General features: G+C 60.1%; 26 protein-coding genes and 1 tRNA gene. 17 read left to right on the top strand and 10 right to left on the bottom strand.

Going from position 1 to position 21,866, the window contains the following annotated elements:
• Window positions 1-82: 82 nt before the first annotated feature.
• The 3 genes from ACQQ2Q_RS08595 to ACQQ2Q_RS08585 form a co-directional block, all read right to left on the bottom strand.
• A complete protein-coding gene (locus ACQQ2Q_RS08595) occupies window positions 83-274 on the bottom strand; it encodes a hypothetical protein (protein ID WP_428186790.1) in 192 nt (63 codons plus the stop codon).
• Window positions 275-478: 204 nt separating this feature from the next.
• A complete protein-coding gene (locus tag ACQQ2Q_RS08590) occupies window positions 479-916 on the bottom strand; it encodes a DUF1489 family protein (RefSeq protein ID WP_428186647.1) in 438 nt (145 codons plus the stop codon).
• A gap of 64 nt (window positions 917-980) precedes the next feature.
• Window positions 981-2,381, bottom strand: coding sequence for an L-serine ammonia-lyase (locus tag ACQQ2Q_RS08585; protein ID WP_428186646.1), 1,401 nt, complete (start codon window positions 2,379-2,381; stop codon window positions 981-983).
• A gap of 645 nt (window positions 2,382-3,026) precedes the next feature.
• On the opposite strand from ACQQ2Q_RS08585, the gene ACQQ2Q_RS08580 reads away from it, so the two are divergent.
• From ACQQ2Q_RS08580 to ACQQ2Q_RS08570, 3 genes are all read left to right on the top strand, one after another.
• On the top strand, window positions 3,027-3,719 hold the full coding sequence (locus ACQQ2Q_RS08580) for a DUF599 domain-containing protein (RefSeq protein ID WP_428186645.1): 693 nt from the start codon (window positions 3,027-3,029) through the stop codon (window positions 3,717-3,719).
• Between the two features lie 81 nt (window positions 3,720-3,800).
• Window positions 3,801-4,778, top strand: a complete 978-nt coding sequence (locus tag ACQQ2Q_RS08575) for a DUF1624 domain-containing protein (RefSeq protein WP_428186644.1) — start codon at window positions 3,801-3,803, stop codon at window positions 4,776-4,778.
• A 4-nt stretch (window positions 4,779-4,782) separates the two neighbouring features.
• Window positions 4,783-5,256: a methyltransferase family protein gene (locus ACQQ2Q_RS08570; protein WP_428186643.1), complete on the top strand. Its 474-nt coding sequence runs from the start codon at window positions 4,783-4,785 to the stop codon at window positions 5,254-5,256.
• 31 nt (window positions 5,257-5,287) lie between these two features.
• On the opposite strand, the gene ACQQ2Q_RS08565 is transcribed toward ACQQ2Q_RS08570, so the two are convergent.
• The 3 genes from ACQQ2Q_RS08565 to mgtE all read right to left on the bottom strand — a co-directional run bounded on the left by ACQQ2Q_RS08565 (window position 5,288) and on the right by mgtE (window position 7,691).
• Window positions 5,288-5,791: a DUF2867 domain-containing protein gene (locus ACQQ2Q_RS08565; RefSeq protein WP_428186642.1), complete on the bottom strand. Its 504-nt coding sequence runs from the start codon at window positions 5,789-5,791 to the stop codon at window positions 5,288-5,290.
• Between the two features lie 22 nt (window positions 5,792-5,813).
• A complete protein-coding gene (locus ACQQ2Q_RS08560; protein ID WP_428186641.1) occupies window positions 5,814-6,200 on the bottom strand; it encodes a MerR family transcriptional regulator in 387 nt (128 codons plus the stop codon).
• Window positions 6,201-6,275: 75 nt separating this feature from the next.
• Entirely contained in the window at window positions 6,276-7,691 is a 1,416-nt protein-coding gene (gene mgtE, locus ACQQ2Q_RS08555; protein WP_428186640.1) for a magnesium transporter, read from the bottom strand.
• 222 nt (window positions 7,692-7,913) lie between these two features.
• Between mgtE and ACQQ2Q_RS08550 the strand changes: the two genes are divergently transcribed.
• Window positions 7,914-8,402: a peptide deformylase gene (locus ACQQ2Q_RS08550; RefSeq protein WP_428186639.1), complete on the top strand. Its 489-nt coding sequence runs from the start codon at window positions 7,914-7,916 to the stop codon at window positions 8,400-8,402.
• Window positions 8,403-8,476: 74 nt separating this feature from the next.
• Entirely contained in the window at window positions 8,477-8,971 is a 495-nt protein-coding gene (locus ACQQ2Q_RS08545; protein WP_428186638.1) for a BON domain-containing protein, read from the top strand.
• Between the two features lie 50 nt (window positions 8,972-9,021).
• Here the strand turns inward: ACQQ2Q_RS08545 and ACQQ2Q_RS08540 are convergent.
• Window positions 9,022-9,106 (bottom strand) — tRNA-Leu (locus ACQQ2Q_RS08540).
• 182 nt (window positions 9,107-9,288) lie between these two features.
• On the opposite strand from ACQQ2Q_RS08540, the gene lipB reads away from it, so the two are divergent.
• Window positions 9,289-10,017, top strand: coding sequence for a lipoyl(octanoyl) transferase LipB (lipB, locus tag ACQQ2Q_RS08535; RefSeq protein ID WP_428186637.1), 729 nt, complete (start codon window positions 9,289-9,291; stop codon window positions 10,015-10,017).
• A gap of 7 nt (window positions 10,018-10,024) precedes the next feature.
• Here the strand turns inward: lipB and ACQQ2Q_RS08530 are convergent, their stop codons facing one another.
• A complete protein-coding gene (locus ACQQ2Q_RS08530) occupies window positions 10,025-10,429 on the bottom strand; it encodes a helix-turn-helix domain-containing protein (RefSeq protein WP_428186636.1) in 405 nt (134 codons plus the stop codon).
• A 313-nt stretch (window positions 10,430-10,742) separates the two neighbouring features.
• Here ACQQ2Q_RS08530 and ACQQ2Q_RS08525 point away from each other — a divergent pair, with 313 nt between their 5' ends.
• The 10 genes from ACQQ2Q_RS08525 (at window position 10,743) to ACQQ2Q_RS08480 (ending at window position 19,660) form a co-directional block, all read left to right on the top strand.
• A complete protein-coding gene (locus ACQQ2Q_RS08525) occupies window positions 10,743-11,693 on the top strand; it encodes a DMT family transporter (protein WP_428186635.1) in 951 nt (316 codons plus the stop codon).
• Window positions 11,694-11,767: 74 nt separating this feature from the next.
• Window positions 11,768-12,487 (top strand): hypothetical protein, encoded by a 720-nt coding sequence (locus tag ACQQ2Q_RS08520; protein WP_428186634.1) that lies wholly within the window; start codon window positions 11,768-11,770, stop codon window positions 12,485-12,487.
• 143 nt (window positions 12,488-12,630) lie between these two features.
• The gene (locus ACQQ2Q_RS08515) at window positions 12,631-14,643 is read left to right on the top strand and encodes an acetyl-CoA carboxylase biotin carboxylase subunit (protein ID WP_428186633.1); all 2,013 of its coding nucleotides are present in this window, start codon (window positions 12,631-12,633) and stop codon (window positions 14,641-14,643) included.
• 100 nt (window positions 14,644-14,743) lie between these two features.
• Window positions 14,744-16,012, top strand: a complete 1,269-nt coding sequence (locus tag ACQQ2Q_RS08510) for a hypothetical protein (RefSeq protein WP_428186632.1) — start codon at window positions 14,744-14,746, stop codon at window positions 16,010-16,012.
• Between the two features lie 57 nt (window positions 16,013-16,069).
• The gene (locus ACQQ2Q_RS08505; RefSeq protein ID WP_428186631.1) at window positions 16,070-16,687 is read left to right on the top strand and encodes a GNAT family N-acetyltransferase; all 618 of its coding nucleotides are present in this window, start codon (window positions 16,070-16,072) and stop codon (window positions 16,685-16,687) included.
• Window positions 16,688-16,812: 125 nt separating this feature from the next.
• Complete coding sequence (locus ACQQ2Q_RS08500) at window positions 16,813-17,940, top strand: S-(hydroxymethyl)glutathione dehydrogenase/class III alcohol dehydrogenase (RefSeq protein ID WP_428186630.1); 1,128 nt, start codon at window positions 16,813-16,815, stop codon at window positions 17,938-17,940.
• Window positions 17,937-18,419, top strand: coding sequence for a GNAT family N-acetyltransferase (locus tag ACQQ2Q_RS08495; RefSeq protein WP_428186629.1), 483 nt, complete (start codon window positions 17,937-17,939; stop codon window positions 18,417-18,419). The genes ACQQ2Q_RS08500 and ACQQ2Q_RS08495 overlap by 4 nt, the downstream gene beginning before the upstream one ends.
• On the top strand, window positions 18,420-18,866 hold the full coding sequence (locus ACQQ2Q_RS08490; RefSeq protein ID WP_428186628.1) for a YaiI/YqxD family protein: 447 nt from the start codon (window positions 18,420-18,422) through the stop codon (window positions 18,864-18,866).
• Between the two features lie 37 nt (window positions 18,867-18,903).
• Complete coding sequence (locus ACQQ2Q_RS08485) at window positions 18,904-19,431, top strand: gamma carbonic anhydrase family protein (RefSeq protein WP_428186627.1); 528 nt, start codon at window positions 18,904-18,906, stop codon at window positions 19,429-19,431.
• A gap of 25 nt (window positions 19,432-19,456) precedes the next feature.
• The gene (locus tag ACQQ2Q_RS08480; RefSeq protein WP_428186626.1) at window positions 19,457-19,660 is read left to right on the top strand and encodes a hypothetical protein; all 204 of its coding nucleotides are present in this window, start codon (window positions 19,457-19,459) and stop codon (window positions 19,658-19,660) included.
• On the opposite strand, the gene ACQQ2Q_RS08475 is transcribed toward ACQQ2Q_RS08480, so the two are convergent.
• Together ACQQ2Q_RS08475 and ACQQ2Q_RS08470 are read right to left on the bottom strand one after the other, a co-directional pair.
• Entirely contained in the window at window positions 19,640-20,008 is a 369-nt protein-coding gene (locus tag ACQQ2Q_RS08475) for a hypothetical protein (protein WP_428186625.1), read from the bottom strand. The genes ACQQ2Q_RS08480 and ACQQ2Q_RS08475 overlap by 21 nt on opposite strands.
• 69 nt (window positions 20,009-20,077) lie before the next feature.
• Entirely contained in the window at window positions 20,078-21,028 is a 951-nt protein-coding gene (locus tag ACQQ2Q_RS08470; RefSeq protein WP_428186624.1) for an AraC family transcriptional regulator, read from the bottom strand.
• 92 nt (window positions 21,029-21,120) lie between these two features.
• Here ACQQ2Q_RS08470 and ACQQ2Q_RS08465 point away from each other — a divergent pair, with 92 nt between their 5' ends.
• A complete protein-coding gene (locus tag ACQQ2Q_RS08465) occupies window positions 21,121-21,861 on the top strand; it encodes an SDR family oxidoreductase (protein ID WP_428186623.1) in 741 nt (246 codons plus the stop codon).
• The last annotated feature ends 5 nt before the right edge of the window (window positions 21,862-21,866 follow it).

Here is a 21,866-nt window from a genome sequence, read left to right as displayed (position 1 = left end):
TGCAATCAACCATATGGTGGAGGCTCTGATGCGACTGCGGGCAACCGATGAATGAAGCTCCCCCTGTCCGACGACAGCTTGATCATTCGGTTCTGCGGCAACGTTCAGACTTCGAGGACGTCTGTCGGGCTTGGTGCCGGCATCCGAGAGCGGCGTTGATCGTCGAGCATGAGCGGATCATCGCGCCCTTGTTATCCTTGCCCCACAGGATGCGGTCGGGGGCCATCTGGTTTGGCTGATAGCGCTTATAACCGTTGACGGTCGGTGTCGTCAGCAGACAACTCTCCTGGGCATGCTCCAGCAGACCGCGATCCAGCCGCTCGCCTCGGCCGACAGTGTCCCATCCGCCGCCGGCATGAGCCAGCCGCTCCTCTTCGATGCGCAGGACATAGAACTCGACATCAAGGCCGCCACGACCTGGCCGCCACCGTCATCATTGCGTCCCGAGCGGCCGCTGAAAGGCCGGGCGGGCCGCAGCCTAGAGAAGACCGAGTTCGGCGAGCTCGCGTTTCAGGTCTTCGGGCATTTCGGCCAGATCGTCGCCGGATTGGCTGAGATCGCGGGGGGCGGCGTCCGGTTCCAGATAGCGCCAGCCCTGGAACGGGCGGCGGGGTGCCGGTGCGGTTTCGATCACTTCCGGGCCCAGCACCAGTTCGCAACGGTTGATACCCTGCTCGTCGGTAAAGGACTTGATGTCGAGGAACTTCTGGCGTGCCGCGACCTGGCCCTTGATGATCCAGTACAGCGAGCCGCCATCCAGCAACTCCTCCACCCGTTTGGGTACCATACGGGTGACATGGCTGCTCTGGGGTTCGAGGCCGGCAGAGACAGCAGACAGCGCGCGCTGGGCCACCCATTGCCTGAGGTCATCGATGGAATCGGCGCCAACGCAAAGCTTGATCATATGCAGTGTCATGGGAGATGCAGATACTCTCTCAGGCGGCAAGGTCAAGCGTCAGGCAGGCAAAAGACGTCGGCCGTCAACACTCGACCGCATTGACAGCCAGGCCGCCGAGCGAGGTTTCCTTGTATTTCTCGCTCATGTCATTGCCGGTCTGGCGCATGGTTTCCACGCAGGCGTCGAGGCTGACGAAATGCTCGCCATCCCCCTTCAAGGCCAAAGAGGCGGCGGTGACGGCCTTGACGGCCCCCAGCGCATTGCGCTCGATGCAGGGGACCTGAACGAGGCCACCCACGGGATCGCAGGTCATGCCGAGATGGTGTTCAAGCGCAATCTCGGCGGCGTTTTCGATCTGCTCCGGCGATCCGCCCATGACGGCGGCAAGGCCGGCAGCGGCCATGGCCGAGGCCGAGCCCACTTCGCCCTGACAGCCGACTTCCGCACCCGATATCGACGCATTGGTCTTGATGAGGCCACCCACGGCTGCAGCCGTCAGGATATAATCGCGGATACCCTCCTGATCGGCGTCGGGATGGAAATGCAGATAATAGCGGACCGTGGCCGGCACGACGCCGGCGGCGCCGTTGGTGGGGGCCGTGACGACGCGACCGCCAGCGGCGTTCTCTTCGTTTACCGCCATGGCGTAGACCGACAGCCAGTCATTGGCGAGAACCGGGTTGAGGCGATTGGAGCGCCATTCCTGTTCCAGCTTTTCGTGGATGGAGCGGGCGCGGCGGCGGACTTTCAGACCGCCCGGCAAGATGCCGTCCTGACGCAGGCCCCTGTCGATACAGCCGGTCATGGCGTCCCATATGCGGTCGATGCCGGCATTGAGCTCGTCTCGGCTCATGACCGTCTCTTCATTGGCGCGCTTCATCTGGGCGATGGTGAGGCCGGACGCGCGGGCCATGTCGAGCATTTGCCGGGCATTGGCGAAGGGATAGGGAACCTTGGTCGAAACCGCCGTCTTCCTGGCGGCCTTGGTCGCTTCAAGCTCGGTGTCGGTGACGACGAAGCCGCCGCCTATCGAATAGTAGACCGTGCTGAGAATCACGCGGCCATCGCGATCGAGGGCTGAAAAACGCATGCCATTGGCATGGCCCGGCAGCGGGTTTTTCTTGTCGAAGACCAGATCCGTGTCCGGTTGGAAGGCATAGGCTGGATGACCCGGTGGCGTCACCTGGGCCTTGCGCTCGACCTCGGCGATCATGTCATCCATCCGGTCGGGATCGATGGTGTCGGGGGCTTCGCCCATGAGACCAATGATGACCGCCCTGCCCGTTCCGTGACCGATGCCGGTATAGGCGAGCGAACCGTGCAGGCTGACCTTCAACCCTGCTACTTGAGCACCAGCCGGTCTTGGCCAGTCGTCCGAAAGGATCAGATCGAGAAACCGGTTGGCTGCCGACATCGGCCCCATGGTGTGGGAGCTCGACGGGCCAACCCCGATCTTGAACACATCGAATACGGACAGAAACATGAAATGCGGCCCCTTGCCTGCTGTTTATGGTGGAACGCTAGAGGAGTGCGCGACAAAAGCGTAGCGGCCAACCGACATTGCCTTTCAAGGCAGCGACACGCGGTGAAAAGTCACGGCGTTCGTCAGCCTGAGATGGTGATTTTCTCCCCATCTATCAACAGATTTACCAAGCTTTGCATACAAAAACGGCGCGGTCTGGGAAGGACCACGCCGTTTTTGCAATACCGGGATCGATGATTTCAGATACGACCAAACAGATAAGCCAACGCCAAGATGCCTGCAAAGCCGAGCAGCGCGCGAAACGTGATGCTCCAGCAGGACTTCTGGATGCTTTCTTCCATAATGACTCCGAATTAATTCGCTTGTTGTAAAAGCTGTCCCCCGACCGCTTTCCTGATGCTCATCTATTAAAATTCGCTGCTCTTCGCAATCGCAAAATATGGCTTATGCGTGGCTTTTCCAACATGACAGCCATGTGACTATTGCATGGAACGTCGGGATATCAAAGATTTATCGAAAATTTGAGCGAAAACCACATTTTGTCGCCGCCCCAATTTGGCCCGAGAGGTTGACGGAAATTTACCTTGTCTGCGCAATCGCCCGTGGCCTAGAGTTTTGCCAGTTTCAATTCATGCGGGCGAATCGGTGACCATTACAGACATTATTGCTCTCTTATTGTTTGCCCTGCTGTGGATGCTGTTCTCCTGGGTCACGGGCATTGCGCAGGTGCTGCCGCGCAAGAGCCTGACACAGGCGATGGCGGAGCGTCGGCGCGAATGGCTCGAGAATTCCCTGACCCGCGATCTGAAGATGATCGATACGCAAATTTTGTCCGGCCTGCAGAATGGCACCGGCTTTTTTGCATCGACCTCGATCTTCGCCATCGGTGGCTGCTTTGCGCTGCTTGGAGCGACCGATCAGGTGGATACGGTCTTTCGCGACATTCCCTTTATCAGCCATAGCAGCCGGACCGCATTCGAGCTCAAGGTGTGCGGCCTGACGGCGATGTTCGGCTATTCCTTTTTCAAGTTCGGCTGGTCCTACCGCCTGTTCAACTATTGCACGATCCTGTTTGGTGCGGTGCCGATGATGGCACAGACCCGGGTCGATATCGATCAGGCCAGAATTGCCATCGACCGGGTGATCGAGATGAATGTCATCGCCGCCAAGCATTTCAATGCCGGCCTGAGAGCGATCTTCCTGTCCATCGGCTATCTCGGCTGGTTTGCCGGGCCATACGTGTTCATGGGAACGTCAATATTCGTCTTTATCGTGCTTGTGCGCAGACAATTCTTCTCCGAAGCACGTCGAACGGCTCTATCGACAACGCTGCCATGAAAAGGCCGAATTCGCCCTCCCATTGCGCGGACTGAACCGACATCGTCGACACGCCACAACCGCATTCAACGGGAATTGACCTTGGCCGCCCCACACTCTGCCCCCACAGTCGCTGCGTCCCTGCCCAGAATTGGCGTGCTCGACACCCTGCGCGGTATCGCGCTCATTGCCATGGCGTCCTACCATTTCGGCTGGGATCTGGAGTTCTTCGGCTATCTGGATCCGGGCGCTGCCTCCCACGGGCTGATGCGGATCTATGCGCGCGGCATTGCCAGCAGCTTTCTGCTTCTGGTCGGCGTCAGCCTTGTGCTGGCCCATTACCCGAGCATTCGCTGGCGCTCGTTCTGGCGGCGTTTGGCAATGGTCGTTGTCGCGGCGGTCGCCATTACCATTGCCACATGGTTCTTCACGCCGGACGCCTTCATCTTCTTCGGCATCCTGCATTGCATCGCGGCCGCAAGTCTTGTCGGGCTGGCCTTCCTGCGCCTGCCGTGGATCGTCACGCTGGTCGTCGGTGCGGCGGCAATCCTTTTGCCATTCTATGTGCGCTCGCCTGTCTTCGACCTGCCCTATCTGAAGTGGGTCGGTCTATCGACCGTGCTGACACGCTCCAATGATTATGTGCCAATGCTGCCCTGGGCCGGCGTGGTTCTGGTCGGCATCGCCTGTGGCCGGTTGATGCTGGCGCTCGGTCTGCAACACCGCCTTGCCAGTGTGCCCGCGGGTCCCCGGATTTTGCGCTTCATCGGTCGCCACAGTCTGGCGTTCTATCTGCTGCATCAACCGGTGCTGATTGCATTGGTCTATGCGATGAGCATGGCCGTGCCGCCCGCCGCGCGCGATCCACAGCAGGACTATCTGGCAAGCTGCCATGCCAGCTGTGTTCAACAAGGCAATGACGCGACGCTATGTACCCAGTTCTGCGCCTGCACGCTCGACAGGTTGCAAAATGAGAAGCTTTTCGCGCCACTCCAGTCTGGCGCAATCCAGGCGGGTCAGAATGCGGATATCACACGTATTGCGAAAGAGTGCACCGCATCCAGCTTCCCGGGGAACTGAGCCCATGAATGCGCATCGTCTGAAGCCTTCCCGTTTTCACTGGCCGCCCTTGTTCTATGCGGCAGCGATTGCCTTGGCGTTTCTGCTTGAACGTCTTTTCAACCTGTCGATTGCACCAAGCAGCCGCGACATCTTTCTTTTGTCCGGTGGGCTCATGATCGTTCTGGCGCTTGCGCTCGAGCTCTGGTCCGTGCGGACCCTGTGGCGCCATCATACATCGGTGATGCCGTACAAGCGGGCCAACAGGCTGGTCACGGACGGACCCTATCGGCTGTCACGCAATCCGAGCTATCTCGGCTACACGATGTTGACAATCGGCATCGGTCTGGTGACCGCCAGCCCGTGGTTTCTGGTGGCTGCTCTCACGGCTGCGTTTTTCACCACGTCGATGGCGATCCGCTGCGAAGAGATGCATCTGCTGAGCCGCTTCGGCGCTGATTTCGAACATTACTGCCAACAGACGCGGCGCTGGATCTGAGACAGGCGCGTCTGTTGGACGGAAAAGAGCATCAGACCGCAAGGGGCCGAACCAGCTTTCGCTGCAGACGCTTCAACATAGTAGAGACGATCAGTTTGTGGGCCGGACCGACAGGCAGCATATAAAGTCGTCCGAAGGCATTGTGCGTGATCACGGACGAGGTGATCGTCAGTCGCCTGTCTAGGATCTGGATGCTGGTCATGACGTCGAGGTGGCGATCGCGCTCCGTCAGCACGAGCGCATTCGGCTCGACATGTTCGACCAGAAAGAAATCCAGCCTGTCGCCAATGCTGACTGTTTCCCTTGGCACACCGGAAAAGCCGCCGATCCTCTTGACGCCAAACCGCGATGCGACGGCGTCGCGGATGCGAAACGCCGTTTTCATCAAGGGCAAAGGCTCGGCGATGATGAGGTTCCACGCCTGAAGGGCCGTCATCTCGACAGGCAGATTGGCAGGCAGATTGGCAGAGCGCGTGTCGAAGAAATGAAGTGTGCCCCTGACGTCCAGAATGAAGCCATCGGCGGTCGAAATCACCGTGCGTGCCGCGACGAACAGGTCACGTGCCGACGCCGATCTCGACCAGGCGGGTGAGACAGGCTTCCTCGGCCGTATCCAGCTCGGCGAGGGTCTCTTCGATATCGCGACGCTTCTGGCGCAGATCCTCACGCTTCTGATCGATGCGCGACATCATCAATTTGAGCTGGCCGATCTCGCCCGGCGGTTCCTTGTAGACATGGACAATTTCGCGAATTTCGGCGACAGTAAAGCCGATCCGGCGACCGCGAAGGATCTCCTGCAGCAGCCGGCGATCGGCAGCGCGATACAGACGCGTTCGCCCACGGCGCTCCGGATGGAGAAGACCTTCATCCTCGTAGAAACGAAGCGTGCGAGTCGAGACGCCGAATTCGCGTGTCAGTTCGGTGATGCTGTAGTGTTTTTTCACGATAAATCCGAGTTATTTCACGTCGGATCACTGTAAAGTCATTTACGTAAAAGTCAATTTTTTCTGACGTGCACGTCAACTAATCGAGAACCACCAGGTCGCCAATCCGAGGAAGGAGAAAAAGCCGGTGATATCGGTGACGGTGGTCACGAATACGGCCGATGCGACGGCAGGATCGATTTCGAGCCTGTCGAGCAGCAGCGGGATCAGGATGCCGGCCAGGGCTGCGGCGATCATGTTGATCAGCATGGCTGCGGCGATGATGCCGCCGATATTGACGTCCTGAAACCAGAATCCGGCGATCAGACCGATCAATAGACCAAACACCATGCCGTGCAGCAGCCCCACGCCCGCCTCACGTCGCACGACGCGCCAGGCATTGTGGATGCTGAGATTACGGGTGGCAAGCGCCCGCACCGTCACGGTCATGGTCTGCGAGCCGGCATTGCCGCCCATGCCGGCGACAATGGGCATGAGGACAGCGAGCGCGACGATCTGTTGAATGGTGGCCTCGAACAGCGAGATGACCGAGGCGGCGAGGAATGCCGTCAGCAGGTTGACTGCGAGCCATGGCGCACGCGAGCGGGAAATATCGGCGATATTGTCCGACAGTTCCTCGTCACCCACACCGGCCAGACGACGGATATCCTCGTCGGCTTCTTCGTGAATCACATCGACCACGTCATCGATGGTCAGCACACCGACCAGACGACCATTCTCATCGACGACGGCCGCGGAGAGAAGGTCGTATTGTTCGAAGATCTGCGCTGCCTCTTCCTGGTCCATCTCGGCCGGGATCGGGTGGTTGGTCTCGCGCATGATCGCCTCGACCTTGACCATGCGCTTGCCGCGCAAGATGTTGTCGAGATCGACGGCTCCGAGGAGCTTGAAGGTCGGGTCGATGACAAAGATCTGCGAGAAACTGTCCGGCAGGTCCTCGTCGTCGCGCAGATAGTCGATGGTCTGGCCGATGGTCCAGAACGGTGGCACTGCGACGAATTCCGTCTGCATGCGTCGACCGGCGGAACTTTCCGGATAATCCAGCGCCCGGCTTAGCCGCACCCGCTCGGTAAAGGGCAGTTGCGCCAGAATTTCATCCCGGTCTTCCTGCTCCAGGTCTTCCAGAATGTAGACCGCGTCATCCGAATCGAGATCGCCGATGGCCGCTGCGATCTGCGAGTTCGGCATCTGGTCGACGATCTGCATGCGGATCGCTTCGTCGACCTCGGTCAGAGCGGTCAGGTCGAAATCATCGCCCAGAAGGTGGACCAGCGCATAGCGCTGATCCTGCTGGAGAGATTCGATCAGGTCACCGAGCTCGGACTCGTGCAGTCTGGCGACGTTATTGCGCAGAAAGAGTGTGTCGCGGTCGGCGATGGCTGCGCCGACCATCGTGAGAAAGTCGGATCGCACAGAGCCATCTTCATCATAGATGTCGTGGCCGCTCTCTTCTGCAGCGGTGGCGCGGAGGTCTTCGTCAACATCGCTCATCGATCCGCCCCTTCCCCGGCCTCAGCCGCATGTCTGTTTCGCCGGTCAGACAATGGCGACTGAAAACGTATTGTCAACAACTGCATAGCAATGTCATGGAGACTATGCGCATTTGCGAATGTGGCTCGTGCTAGCCCATTCGCGCCGGAAGGTCCACCCACCGGACATCAGCATAACAACCGGCGGTGCCTGGCAGTTCCCACCGCCATCACGGAAACGCAAATGAAACGCGACCTCGTCTACTTTCCCGACAACAGGCTGACAGTGCCCTGTGCGCCTGTCACCCAATTCGACGCATCGCTGAAGGCTCTTGCTGACGATCTATACGATACGATGCGGGCGGCACCGGGTGTCGGGATCACCGCTGCCCATATCGGAATTCCTCTGCGTGTGGTCGTTCTGGAGCTCCCGGAGATCGGTGGGCGGCACGATTATATCAATCCGGAGGTGCTCAGCCATTCGGTCGAGACAACGAGCCATACGGAAGGCAGCGTCTCCATGCCCGGAGCGACCGAGACGGTGACAAGGCCGGCCAGCATTCGCCTTCGATACCAGGATCTGGACGGCCAGGTTCACGAACGCGCCATGGACGGCTTTGCGGCGATCTGCATGCAACACGAGATCGACCAGCTCAACGGCATCTTCTGGCTGCAGCGACTTTCCCGGTTAAAGCGAGAGCGGCTGGTGAAGCAATGGAAGAAAAATCGATAATCTCGCTCGATTGGTGAACCTTGCGGTGGCTTGCGCGTTGTCTTTTGACTGCAATCAACGCCGAGGTCACGATTATGATCGACAAGAAAACCGAATTCACCCGCGAAGAAGATTACCGCGACTTCGAGGCGCGCGATCTCAAGGAAGGCTGGCCTTACAGCGACGAGGCGGGTGCTGTGGCGCCGGAGGTTGGCAATGGTCCCTACGGCAAGGCAGAAGCGGATTTCGACCGCGAGCGCAACGAGGGCTATCGTGTGACCGAAGTCGAGGCAGACGGTTTCCAGCCGAAGCTGAAAAACAGCGTCCTGCCGGAGACCGATCGTCGCGAAAACAGCGACCAGGTCGAATCTGAGGTCAATGCGGCGCTTGAGGAGATCCGTGAAATCGATCTGATGGGCGTCGACATCCATGTCGACCGGCATGTGGTTACGCTTCGCGGCGCCGTGGACACGGCTGAAGAGCGCCGCAAGATTGAGCTTGTAGCCCTGGGTGCCAAAGGCGTGGAGGAGGTGCGGAACCTCATCAACACGCGCGGTATCGACACCCATATTCCACAGGACAACGACTAGACTTGCCTGAGGTCTAAAATGCAAAAAACCCGGCTCGAAAGCCGGGTTTTTGGTGCGGTCGAGAAGACTCGAACTTCCACGGGTTGCCCCACAGCGACCTCAACGCTGCGCGTCTACCAATTCCGCCACGACCGCATCGTGGTAGCGCCGAATTGCTCCGGCGGGGCAGCATGTAGCAAAAGGTTTTGAACCGCACAAGGCCGGTGTGACAGATTTTTGATAAATCGTTCAAAGCCTTCCGGATGCCCTGAAGACGGAAGGTCTGCAGGTCTTGAACTTCGTTGATATTCTTGCCACTTAGGCGCAGAGGTTCCCCTATGCTGCGCACTGATCTAGCTGTTGAAATGTATGCCAATGCCGGTTCTCCGCCGATCCGCTGGAGAATATCCGAAGGGCTCGTGCCCTATGAGGAGGCGGCGGCGCAGATGGAGGCGGAAGTGGCCGCCATCGCCAATGGCGAGGCGGACGAACTGGTGTGGCTGCTGGAACATCCGCCGCTCTATACGGCCGGCACCAGCGCCAATGCGGCAGATCTCCTGACACCGGACCGATTCCCTGTTTTCGCTACGGGACGCGGCGGTGAATATACCTATCACGGTCCCGGCCAGCGTGTGGCCTATGTCATGCTCGACCTCAAACGGCGGCGTCAGGACGTGCGCGCCTTCGTGGCGGCGCTGGAAGAAGTGATCATCCGCACACTCGATTCGATGAATGTGAAGGGCGAACGCCGCGAGGACCGCGTCGGCGTCTGGGTGCGCCGCCCGGAAAAACCCGCATTGCCAGATGGCAGCATGTCAGAAGACAAGATTGCAGCGCTCGGCATCCGCTTGCGCAAATGGGTGAGCTTTCATGGGCTGTCGCTCAATGTGGATCCGGATCTAACGCATTTCACCGGCATCGTTCCCTGCGGAATCAGCGCCTATGGCGTGACCAGCCTCGTTGACCTCGGCCTGCCGGTCATGATGACGGATGTCGACATACGGCTGAAAGAGGCGTTCGAGACAGTCTTCGGGCCGGTCACAAACGAGCCCGGCCTCCCGTCGTAAGCACCTGTCACTCCGCCATCTGTTCTCCGCGATAGCCCGACAGTCGACGTTGCAATGTGTTGATCAGTCGGCCGGTTTCTTCGTGGAGTTCCTTCAGGCGCATCAGGTCCGATGCCATGGCCTCCAGCGGGGCGTCGGCGTCACTGACACCATATTCGATCGGTCCGCCGCCGGCACCGGTCATCAGCCACATGGGCGATACGCCGAGAATGCCGGCAAGGTTGACGAGGCGCGAGGGACGTGGCTCGGAGCGGTCGGTTTCCCATGCCTGAAGGGTTTCGTGCTTGACGCCCAGCTGGTTGGCCAAAGCCTTCATCTCGATACCCGCCGCATCACGCGCAGAAGACAGACGGCCGCCAAGCGTGTCGTCACCGGCATCGCTGATCAGCATCTCGTTCTGTTTCTTCCTCATTCTTTCCGTCTCCAGACATTGTCTTGTCGTTTGCGCAGGACACCAGCCGCAGCGGCGGCATTCGCACATGGCCGCCGCAACGGGATCCTGCCAAGGGCCGGCCGAACTCACGGGGAGTTGCCGGCAAGAATAGGCGATATCATAGGCAGCGGGGTCGGCAGGTGCCACCCCGAAGGCGACAGAATTTGCCGGGGGCGGAGAATCACCTGGGCCGAATCGGTGCAAAAAGACAGTTGTGGCTCGCCGTCCACAGCTTCTTCCCGTATCGGTGATATGCTCACAGACCGCTTTTCACCCAAGGACATGCCCCAGAATGAAACAGGACAGCACAGGGTTACAGGGCACAGTCCTGCAGGGCATGGTGCTCATGGGTGGCTGCATGCTGGTGCTGCCGCTGATGGATGCGATCGCCAAATATATGGCTGCCTTCGAGGGGATGTCCCCGGGACAGATCACCTTTTACCGATTCTTCTTTCAGCTTGCCTGTACGCTGCCTTTCCTGCTGGTGCTGAACGGCAGCGCGGCACTCAAAAGCAAGCGACCGGGCTTCAATCTCCTTCGCGGCGTTCTGCATGGTGCGGCCAGTCTTTTGTTTTTCATCGCGGTTAAATACATGCCGCTGGCCGATGTGTTTGCGATCTATTTCGTAGAGCCCTTCATCCTTACGGCTCTGTCTGCCCTGTTCCTTGGTGACCGTGTCGGATGGCGGCGCTGGCTTGCCATCGTCGTCGGCTTTTCCGGGGCGATGATCGTTATCCAGCCGAGCTATGAAATCTTCGGCTGGACAGCGTTTCTGCCGGTTGCCTGCGCCTTTCTCTTTGCCCTCTACATGTTTCTCAATCGGGCACTCGGCGCGGCCGACTCGCCCATGACCATGCAGACGCTGGCCGGTATTGGCGGCTCTCTTTTCATGGTGGCAGCACTTGGCATTGGCCATGGTGTGGGTGACGCAGATTTCACACCATCCCTGCCCGCATCGCTGAAGGGATTGCATCTGCTGGTGCTGCTCGGGGCAATCTCCGGCTTCATTCACCTGCTGGTGGTGAAGGCCTTCCGCATGGCACCGCTTTCGGTGCTGGCGCCCTTTCAGTATTTCGAGATCATTGCCGCGACCGTGCTTGGTTATGCACTTTTCGGTGACTTTCCCACGGCCTCCAAATGGCTGGGGATTGCCATCATCGTCGGCTCGGGTCTTTTCATCCTGTGGCGGGAACATCGCCTGGCGAAACATGGCATTTTAACGAAAGTGTCGACCAGCGGGTAACCCTTCCTCTTGGTGAAATCGAAAGGCTTCGGCGCTAGTCCTCCGCCCAGTTTCATGAAGAAACGGAGTTTTGGATGAGCGGGTCTCGCTTCTCTCACCCGGCATGTCATTTCGCCGGTGCTACAACTGATGATAACGGTGCGGTGCGCGCGGTTTGCCGCAACGCGCTACCGGGTGGTGCATGCGCCATTCGTGACCTGATGACCCTGCACGCACTCTATGCGTCCACGTCTGACAGTTCACCGCTATCGCGCCCCTATTTCACCGACGCCCTGATGCATTTCATTGCCCGCGACTGCGCGAATGGCGGGGCGATCAACGATGCCTGTGCGCGCGGCATCACGTCGTGCGTGTCGTCTTCCGGTGCCGTCAACAGCACCGATGGAATAGACCTTCTCTTCCATCTACTGGAATCAGACAGCGAGATATCGGATGACCTGCCTCAATTTGTGCTCGAGCAGATCGCGCTGGCGCTTTGTGAAGACAAAGGTGCCTATGGCGACATGCGGCCGGTCAACACCCGCAGCGTCACCCAGAACGATCTGCGTTTCATCAATCGTGTGTTCAAGGCCATCATCAAGCGCGGACGCCAGACGCTTCTTCCCGGAGAACGCGCAGTGCTGCTGCGGATTGACGATGAAGTGCCGACCGGCGCGCAGCATGCGGCCTGGACAGACCTGATGGATCTGGTGCGTCAGGTGCCCGATGACGCGGTGTCTCCCCCGGTTCGCGAAAAACAACCCTGGCTGCGGCTGGACGACCCTCGGGACAACCGGATGCGGGCCGTGGGTTGAGGGCAGACGGCGAAGGACAGAACGCCGCCCGCCCGACCATCCCTGCCCCGGCCCGAGACCAAATGCCTATAGGCACATGATTGAACCCATCCCGGATTTGTGGCTTAAACGGCTGAAAGAATTGACGGAGGGGCGGGAGCATCATGTTCAAGAAGATATTGATCGCCAATCGCGGCGAAATCGCATGCCGTGTGATCAAGACTGCCAGGCGCATGGGCATCCAGACCGTGGCCGTCTACTCCGACGCCGACCGGGACGCACTGCATGTGGAGATGGCCGACGAGGCCGTGCATATCGGTCCGTCCGCTGCCTCCGAGAGCTATCTCGTTGCCGACAAGATCATTGCCGCCTGCAAGGAGACAGGTGCCGAGGCCGTTCATCCCGGCTACGGGTTTCTGTCCGAGCGCGCCTCCTTCTGCGAAGCGCTGGAAAAGGAAGGTATCGTCTTCATCGGCCCCAAGCCCAAGGCCATCATGGCGATGGGCGACAAGATCGAGTCGAAGAAATTTGCCAATGCGGCGAATGTCTCGACGGTGCCGGGCTATCTCGGCGTCATCGAAGATGCAGCCCATGCCGAGACTATTGCCGGCGACATCGGCTATCCGGTGATGATCAAGGCTTCCGCCGGCGGTGGCGGCAAGGGCATGCGCATCGCCTGGAGCGAGGACGACGTGCGCGACGGCTTCGACCGGGCCAAGTCCGAGGCGAAGAGTTCGTTTGGCGACGACCGCGTTTTCATCGAGAAGTTCATCGTCGATCCGCGCCATATCGAAATCCAGGTCTTGGCCGACTCGCATGGCAACACGCTTTATCTGGGCGAGCGCGAGTGCTCGATCCAGCGGCGGAACCAGAAGGTGGTGGAAGAGGCCCCCTCGCCTTTTCTGGATGAGGCGACCCGCAAGGCGATGGGCGAACAGTCGGTGTCGCTGGCCAGGGCCGTGGATTACCAGAGCGCCGGCACGGTGGAGTTCATCGTCGATGCGAACCGCAATTTCTATTTCCTCGAAATGAATACGCGCCTGCAGGTGGAGCATCCGGTGACGGAACTGATCACCGGCATCGATCTTGTGGAACAGATGATCAGGGTGGCGGCCGGCGAGACATTGTCGCTCAGCCAGTCCGATATCAAGCTCAATGGCTGGGCCGTCGAAAGCCGGCTTTATGCCGAAGATCCCTATCGCAATTTTCTGCCGTCCATCGGCAGGCTGACACGCTACCGGCCGCCGGCGGAAGGGCGCAACGGCGATACGATCGTGCGCAATGACACCGGCGTTTTCGAAGGCGCGGAAATCTCGATGTTCTACGATCCGATGCTGGCCAAGCTTTGCACCTGGGCGCCGACCCGCAAGCAGGCAGTGGACGCCATGAGCGATGCGCTGGACGGATTCGTTGTCGATGGCATCGAGCACAATGTGCCGTTTCTCTCGGCCCTGATGAAGCATCCGCGCTGGCGGGAAGGCCGGATATCGACCGCCTTCATTGCCGAGGAATATCCGGACGGGTTTGCGCCCATGCTGCCGGATGAGAGTGAGAGAGCAACGCTTTCGGCCATTGCCATGACTGCGGCACTGACGGAATTGAGCCGACGCGGGAACCAGGCCGACCGGTTGCGCCAGCAGATTCCACCGCTCAAGGAGCACTGGGTCGTCAAGATCGGCGAGGCCTATGTGCCGGTTCGTCTGGCCGAGGGCTTTGTCAGCATTCCCTTTGAAATGGACATGGCCATCGACGGCGCCGATGCGATGCCGGTCACCTGCAATTGGCGTCCAGGCACCACTGTCTGGAACGGCATGGTTGGCGAGACGACGGTGACGGCGCAGATCCGTCCACTGTTGAGCGGCATGCGGATCAACTGGCAGGGTCTTTCCGTGACGGCGCAGGTGTTGACGCCGCGACAGGCGGAACTGGACGCGCTGATGCCGGTCAAGCTGCCGCCGGATACGTCCAGGCTGCTGCTCTGCCCGATGCCGGGGCTTGTGGTCTCGATCAATGTCCAGGAGGGCCAGGAGGTCAAGACTGGCGAGACGCTGGCCGTCGTGGAAGCGATGAAGATGGAAAATGTGTTGCGCGCCGAGCGTGACCTGACCATATCCAGCATCAAGGCTGCGGCCGGAGAGAGCCTCGCAGTGGATGCGGTTATCATGGAATTTCAATAAATTAACCGCTTATCTTCAATTTTAGCAAAAGCTTGAACACTCTACTAAGACGGCTGCGCTAACTCTACCCTGCGCGCTCAAATTCTGCGGGGACCAGATCGTGACCCTACCGCTCCCGGCCATAATCCTTCTTGTCGTCAATCTCGGCCTGCTCTGGCTCCTGCTTGCCGCACCGATCGGCCGTCGCACGATCCGTCGTGACCTCCGCCTGAAGGGTGACGCTTCGGCCATCTTTGCGCTGTTGAAGCCCGACGGATTTGCGCAGTGGAACCCTTCGGTTCTGCGCAGCGAGTCGGTGGGCGGCAAAGGCAACCAGACAGAGGTGTATTTCAAGCAGCCGGACCGCTATGGAAAGCCGATCACACGGACCTTTCAGTCAGCGCTTGAACAGAATACGGCAGGACCGGATCTGACGGTCGATATGGAGATCGTGGCCGATAGCGCGCTGGACCAGAGTTTCTGGAAGAATTTTCATGAGCGGCGCTCGGTGCGCGCTGTTCCGGGCGGCGCGGCGGTGACGATCGAGCAGACCGACCGTTACCGTGGCCTTGCCTTTTATCTCTACCGCTATTTCCAGCTTGGCCGCGAGGCCTCAGCGCTTCAGGCGCATGTGGAGCATCTACCCCGGCGCACCAATGGGCTGTTAGAACATCCGGGCATGCAGATCATTCTGGCATTGCTGTCGACGCTTATCCTGTGGCCATTTTTCGGGCTGAACCGGGAAGGTCTGGCGATGTCGACCATGCTGACCATGGTGATCGTGCTGCACGAGTTCGGCCACATGGCCGCCTATCGCGCCTTTGGCCATCAAACCGTGCGGATGATCTTCGTACCGCTGCTGGGCGGCATCGCCATTGGGGGCCGGCCTTATAACAGTCAGTTCGAGGTGGCGACCTGTGCCTTGATGGGACCGGGGATGTCGGCCTTCTTCGTGCCGATCCTGGCGGTGCTCGGTCAATCGGCCCATGCGGGACTGGCACCGACGGCGACCGAAGCCCCGGCCATGGCGATGCTGCTCATTCTCGGCGCCTTCAACCTGTTAAACCTCCTTCCCATGCAACGCTTCGACGGCGGGCAGGTGCTCCGCCAAATCTTCCAGTCGCGCAAGGCGCTTGCGGTTACCAGTTTTGGCATTGCGCTCGCTATCTTGTGGACCGGCTGGCGCATTGGCATGCCCACCAGCGCATTGCTGGCAGCGCTTGCCATCTTCATATTGATGAGCCTGATGGGGGCCATCGGCGCAAAGCCCCGCCATGCGCTGGAAGAAATGACGGGCGCGGAACGTTTGCTGACCGGGTTCGGGCTCTATGCGGCCGTGCTGATCCACGCCTATGCGGTGGTGACGGCCTGTGACAGCCTGTTTGGCTGAGGCAAACCCTTCCATCAGGCTTGACAGCGGCGCCGCCAGCGGCTCCAAGTCGCGGCCATGGACACGAATAATCCCCCTCTCCCCACCGGCTATTCCCGCGTGCCGCCCGGCATGCTTGCCAATGTCGTCATCTGCCTGGAAATGTTGGCAAAGCCGCCCGTCAAGGCAGACCCTCCCGGTGACAGCCTTCGTATCGAGCGCTGGGAAAACGCCGATCCGGATGGCTATCGCGATCTCTTTCGCCGGATCGGCGAGGAGTGGATGTGGATGTCGCGGCTGGTGATGGCGGACGAAGACTTGACCGCAATCCTCCATGACCCGAAGGTCGAGATCCATACAGTGATGGATGGAGAAAGACGCGTCGGGCTGCTGGAACTGGATTTCCGGCAGGACGGGGAATGTGAGCTAGCCTTTTTTGGCCTGGCGCCTGAGGCAATCGGCTCGGGAACAGGGCGCAAGCTGATGAATGCAGCCATCGACAAGGCCTGGTCCATGCCAATCAAGCGCTTCTGGGTGCATACCTGCCATTTCGACCATCCGGCCGCCCTTGCCTTTTATCAGCGCTCGGGCTTCACGCCCTATGCTTCTTATGTGGAGGTGGACGAGGATCCGCGGTTGACGGGGCAGATGCGCAAGGATGCGGCGGCCCATGTGCCACTGATCGAACCAAAGTGACCCATCCCGTAGAAACGCTGAATTGATCGCATGGTCGCACCGAATTTGCGGAATTCGACCTTGAGCAAATCACTTTTGCTGTGCCAAGGTCGCTCACAAATCTAAAGACAATCAGGAGACACCCCATGGACGTTCGCGCAGCCGTAGCCGTACAGGCGGGAAAACCGCTCGAAGTCATGACCGTTCAGCTGGAAGGCCCCAAGGCCGGCGAAGTTCTGATCGAGGTCAAGGCGACCGGCATTTGCCATACAGACGATTTCACGCTGTCGGGCGCTGACCCGGAAGGGTTGTTCCCGGCCATTCTCGGCCATGAGGGTGCTGGCATCGTGGTCGATGTCGGCCCCGGCGTCACATCGGTGAAGAAGGGCGATCACGTGATCCCGCTCTACACGCCGGAATGCCGTGAATGCTATTCCTGCACCTCGCGCAAGACCAATCTGTGCACCTCGATCCGCTCGACCCAGGGCCAGGGTGTGATGCCGGATGGCACATCGCGGTTCTCCATCGGCAAGGACAAGATCCACCATTATATGGGCTGCTCGACCTTCGCCAATTTCACCGTTCTGCCCGAAATCGCAGTCGCCAAGGTCAACCCGGACGCGCCCTTCGACAAGATCTGCTATATCGGCTGCGGTGTGACGACCGGCATCGGTGCCGTGATCAACACGGCCAAGGTGGAGATCGGCGCAACGGCGATCGTCTTCGGTCTCGGCGGCATTGGCCTCAACGTGCTGCAGGGGCTCAGGCTTGCCGGTGCCGACATGATCATCGGCGTCGACATCAACCCGGACCGCAAGGAATGGGGCGAGAAGTTCGGCATGACGCATTTCGTCAATCCGAAGGAAGTGGACGGCGACATCGTGGCTTATCTCGTCAACATGACCAAGCGTCATGGCGACCTGATCGGCGGGGCGGACTACACCTTCGACTGCACCGGCAATACAACGGTGATGCGTCAGGCACTGGAGAGCTCGCATCGCGGCTGGGGCAAGTCGGTCATCATCGGCGTGGCCGGCGCCGGACAGGAAATCTCCACCCGTCCGTTCCAGCTGGTCACCGGCCGCAACTGGATGGGCACGGCCTTCGGTGGCGCGCGCGGCCGCACGGACGTGCCGAAGATCGTCGACTGGTACATGGACGGCAAGATCCAGATCGATCCGATGATCACCCACACCATGCCGCTCGACGACATCAACAAGGGTTTCGAGCTGATGCATTCGGGCGAATCGATCCGCGGCGTGGTGGTCTATTGAGCGGCGAAAACGCCTATGACGTGGACGTGCGGGGGCTCGACGAGTTCTCCGCACGCGACCTCTATGCGCTACTGAAACTGCGCGTTGACGTGTTTGTCGTGGAGCAGGAATGCCCCTACCCCGAACTCGACGGCAAGGACGCGCTGGCGCTGCATCTGCGCCTGCTGGACGGAGGCGTCGTGATTGCGGCAGCACGCCTCTTTGCGCCCGACGAACCGAATGGCGAGGCGCGCATCGGCCGCGTGGTGGTGGCACCGACACATCGCGGCAAACGTCTGGGCGAAGCGGTGATGAGCGAGGCGCTGACGGTGTGCGAAACACGCTTTCCCGGTCACCCGATTGCGCTTGCTGCCCAAAGCCATCTGCAGAAATTCTATTTGAGTTTCGGCTTTGAGGTCGTCTCGGATGAATATCTGGAGGACGATATTCCGCATGTCGACATGCTGCGCCATGCGCCCGGCCAGCCAAAGGCGGACTGAATGATCTATGTGGATGCCGATGCCTGCCCGGTGAAGCCGGAAATTCTGAAAGTGGCCGAACGCCACGGCATCGAGGTGACGCTGGTGGCCAATTCCGGTCTTCGCCCATCGCGCGATCCGATGGTGAAGATCGTGATCGTCTCGGCTTCGTTCGATGCGGCCGATGACTGGATTGCCGAACGCGCCGGCCCCGGCGATATCGTGGTGACGGCGGATGTGCCGCTGGCGGTACGCTGCGTTGCCACTGGTGCGCTGGTGACCGGTCCGACCGGACGGCTTTTCGACGAGACCAATATCGGCATGGCCAGCGCCATGCGCGATCTCGGCGCCCATCTGCGCGAGACTGGCGAAAGCAAGGGCTATAACGCCGCCTTCTCACCCCGCGACCGCTCGGCCTTTCTGGAAATGCTGGACAGGCTGTGCCGGCGGGTAAAGACTGCGGGCTGACGCCCGGATTTGAAAAGACCACCATCGGAGGACCGCCATGCCGCTCTATTCGCTTGGAAACCTGACGCCGAAGACACCTGAAGACGAGAACTTCTGGGTGGCACCCGATGCCCATGTCATCGGACAGGTGACGATTGGGCCGGATGTCGGCATCTGGTTCGGTGCGGTTCTGCGCGGCGACAACGAACCGATCACGGTGGGTGCCGGCTCCAATATCCAGGAAGGGGCGATGGTGCATACCGATCCGGGCTGCCCTGTCTCAATCGGCAAGGACTGCACCATCGGCCATCACGCCATTATCCATGGCTGCACCATCGGCGATAATTCGCTTATTGGCATGGGTGCGACCGTCCTGAACGGCGCGAAGATCGGCCGGAACTGCCTTGTGGGCGCCAATGCACTGGTAACCGAAGGCAAGGAATTTCCCGACAACTCCCTGATCGTCGGCTCGCCGGCGCGGGTGGTGAGGATGCTGGACGGCGATGCGGCCAAGGGGCTGACGACGTCGGCGGAGAATTACGTGGCGAACTGGAAGCGGTTCAAACGGGATTTGAAGGTGGTGTGATCTTTACGGGCGGAGGCCGATTGCAATGATGAGACCTGTTTCCGTCATTTTCGCCGTGCTCGGTCTCTTCGGATTGCTTTTCTGCTGGTGGGGGCTTGAGACAAGCACAGGGCGTCGCCAGTTTGATGAGATGGCCGGCATGATTCCGCTTTTCGCCGGAGCGATCGCAGTGCCACTGCTGCTTCTGGCGGCATTGCTGTTCTATCTTTCAGCCCGACGGCGCGAATAGCTCTTTGCCACTTGGCCCATCGGCCATCTCCTCGTAGTCGGTGAGATGCCGCAACCATTTGCGCTCGATCGCGGCCTCGATGTCGATCTCATTTGCACGCAGATAGAGAACCAATTGACCAAAGAGGTCGGCCGCTTCATCCTCCAAGGCGCCGCGCCTACCGCCTGAACCATCGGCAACGGGCCTTGCCAGACCATTCAGCAATAGATGCTCGGCCGTCAGTTCACCCAGTTCTTCGGTGAGCTTCAGAAGATACCAGTCCGGCGTTCGGTCAATACCATGCACGCCTGCATAGAGTTCGCCGACGCGGCCAATCCTATCGCTCAAATCCTTGAAGGTTGAATTCACTGGCACCTCCCCCGGCTTTACTTGGGACCTTGGAGTTCAAGCATAGCGGTTCTTCTTGACGCCCATGTTTCAATACAATCGCACTTCCGACAATTCTGCTGCTCGCCGCGAGGCCGCTTTCGGCGAATAGCCTTTCAGCCGCTTGAAGGCGACGCCGAAGGCGCTTTGGGAGGCGTAGCCGAGTTCGGCTGCGACGCCGGCAATCGCTTCGCCTCGCTGGATCCGGTCTTCTGCAAGCTGCATACGCCAACGCAGCACATACTCCATCGGCGGATGGCCGATAGCGGCGCGGAAGGCCTCGGCAAACGAGGTGCGTGACATTCCCGACACCAAAGCCAGACCCTTCAGCGTCCACCGGTGCTGCGGCTCGGCATGGATGGCGTTCAGTGCCCTTGCGAGGCGCGGATCGGTCAGCGCCCCGAGCCAGTCGTTGCGACGGCTATCCCGGACCTCCTTTCCACCAAGATCCTCCCGCCTGGAAAAGGCGCGCAGCATCTGGACCAGCAGCATGTCGGCCAGATGATGGCGCAGCAGCTGCGAGCCCATGTCCGAATGCGAGAATTCGACTTCCAGCATTTCCAGGGTGCGGCGCAATCCCGATGCCGACGGCGCATCGCGGGGGATGTGCATCAAATGGGGCAAGGCATCCGTCAACAGATGCTCGTGCAGGGCACTGACCTTGAAGGCGCCGCCCAGAAGAACGACCTCATCGCCACCCCAGTGACCGATATCGGATGCGTTCCAGTCGATCACTACCGCTCCGTCCACCGGCGGCAGTGCCGGATCGCTGGCCAATACATAGGCGGGCGTCTGGGATAGAAGGAAGACGTCGCCCGCTTCCATCCGGATCGGCTGGTGATCGGGGTGGATCATCCAGCATCCACCCCGAATGACGGCGGCAAACTTGATGGCGCGCTTTTCCGGGAAGCGCAGCGACCAGTCGCCGGCCGCCTCGAGCCGCGTGCAACGTGCGCTTTCCAGATCGAGCAATTCGAAGATGGTGCTTAATGCATCAAACATGTTGCGGACGATCTCAACAATAATCTGGCCTTAGCGATATAGAGTGTCCGTGCATCTTGTCATTATCCTGAGCGAGATGAAAGGAGGTGCACATGAAAGATATGGAAAACAAGGTCATCGCCATCACCGGCGCCAGCAGTGGCATTGGCCGCGCCACGGCCTTGCGGCTGGCAGGCGCCGGCGCGAAACTGATGCTCGGCGCTCGGCGCGAAGAGCAATTGCGCGCGGTCGCAGAGGAAATTTCATCCACCGGCGGCGAGGCCCGGATATGCCGGACGGACGTGCGGGACCGGGCATCGGTCCAGGCACTCGTCGACCAGACCTGCAGCGCCTACGGGCGCATGGATGTGCTGGTCTCCAATGCCGGGGTCGGACCGATATCGCGCCTCGACGATTTGCGCGTCGAGGATTGGGAGGCGATGATCGACATCAACTTTCGCGGCGTACTTTATGGGATCGCTGCCGCGCTGCCCGTCTTTCGAAGACAGGAGAGCGGGCATTTCGTGACTGTTGTGTCGACGGCGGGCCTCCGGATCGTGCCGACCCAGTCCGTCTATGCGGCGACCAAGAATGCGGTTCGCACCGTGCTGGAGGGCCTGCGCCAGGAGGCCGGGCCGCATCTGCGCGTGACGGGGATTTCTCCGGGCTATATCCGCACAGACTTTGCCAAGGACGCGCCACTCGACGAGGCTGCACGGGCCATGGCCGACAAGGCGATGGCAGAAATGGCAATCGATCCCGACGCGATCGCTCGGGCCATTGCCTTTGCGATCGAGCAGCCTGCCGACGTCGATGTCGGCGATATCGTGATACGCCCGACGGCGCAGGCCTAGCGATA

This window comes from Agrobacterium sp. ES01, from assembly GCF_050320885.1.
Lineage (GTDB): Bacteria > Pseudomonadota > Alphaproteobacteria > Rhizobiales > Rhizobiaceae > Allorhizobium.
The sequence above is the reverse complement of the archived record's forward strand: the minus strand, read 5'-3'. Positions and strand labels throughout refer to the sequence as shown.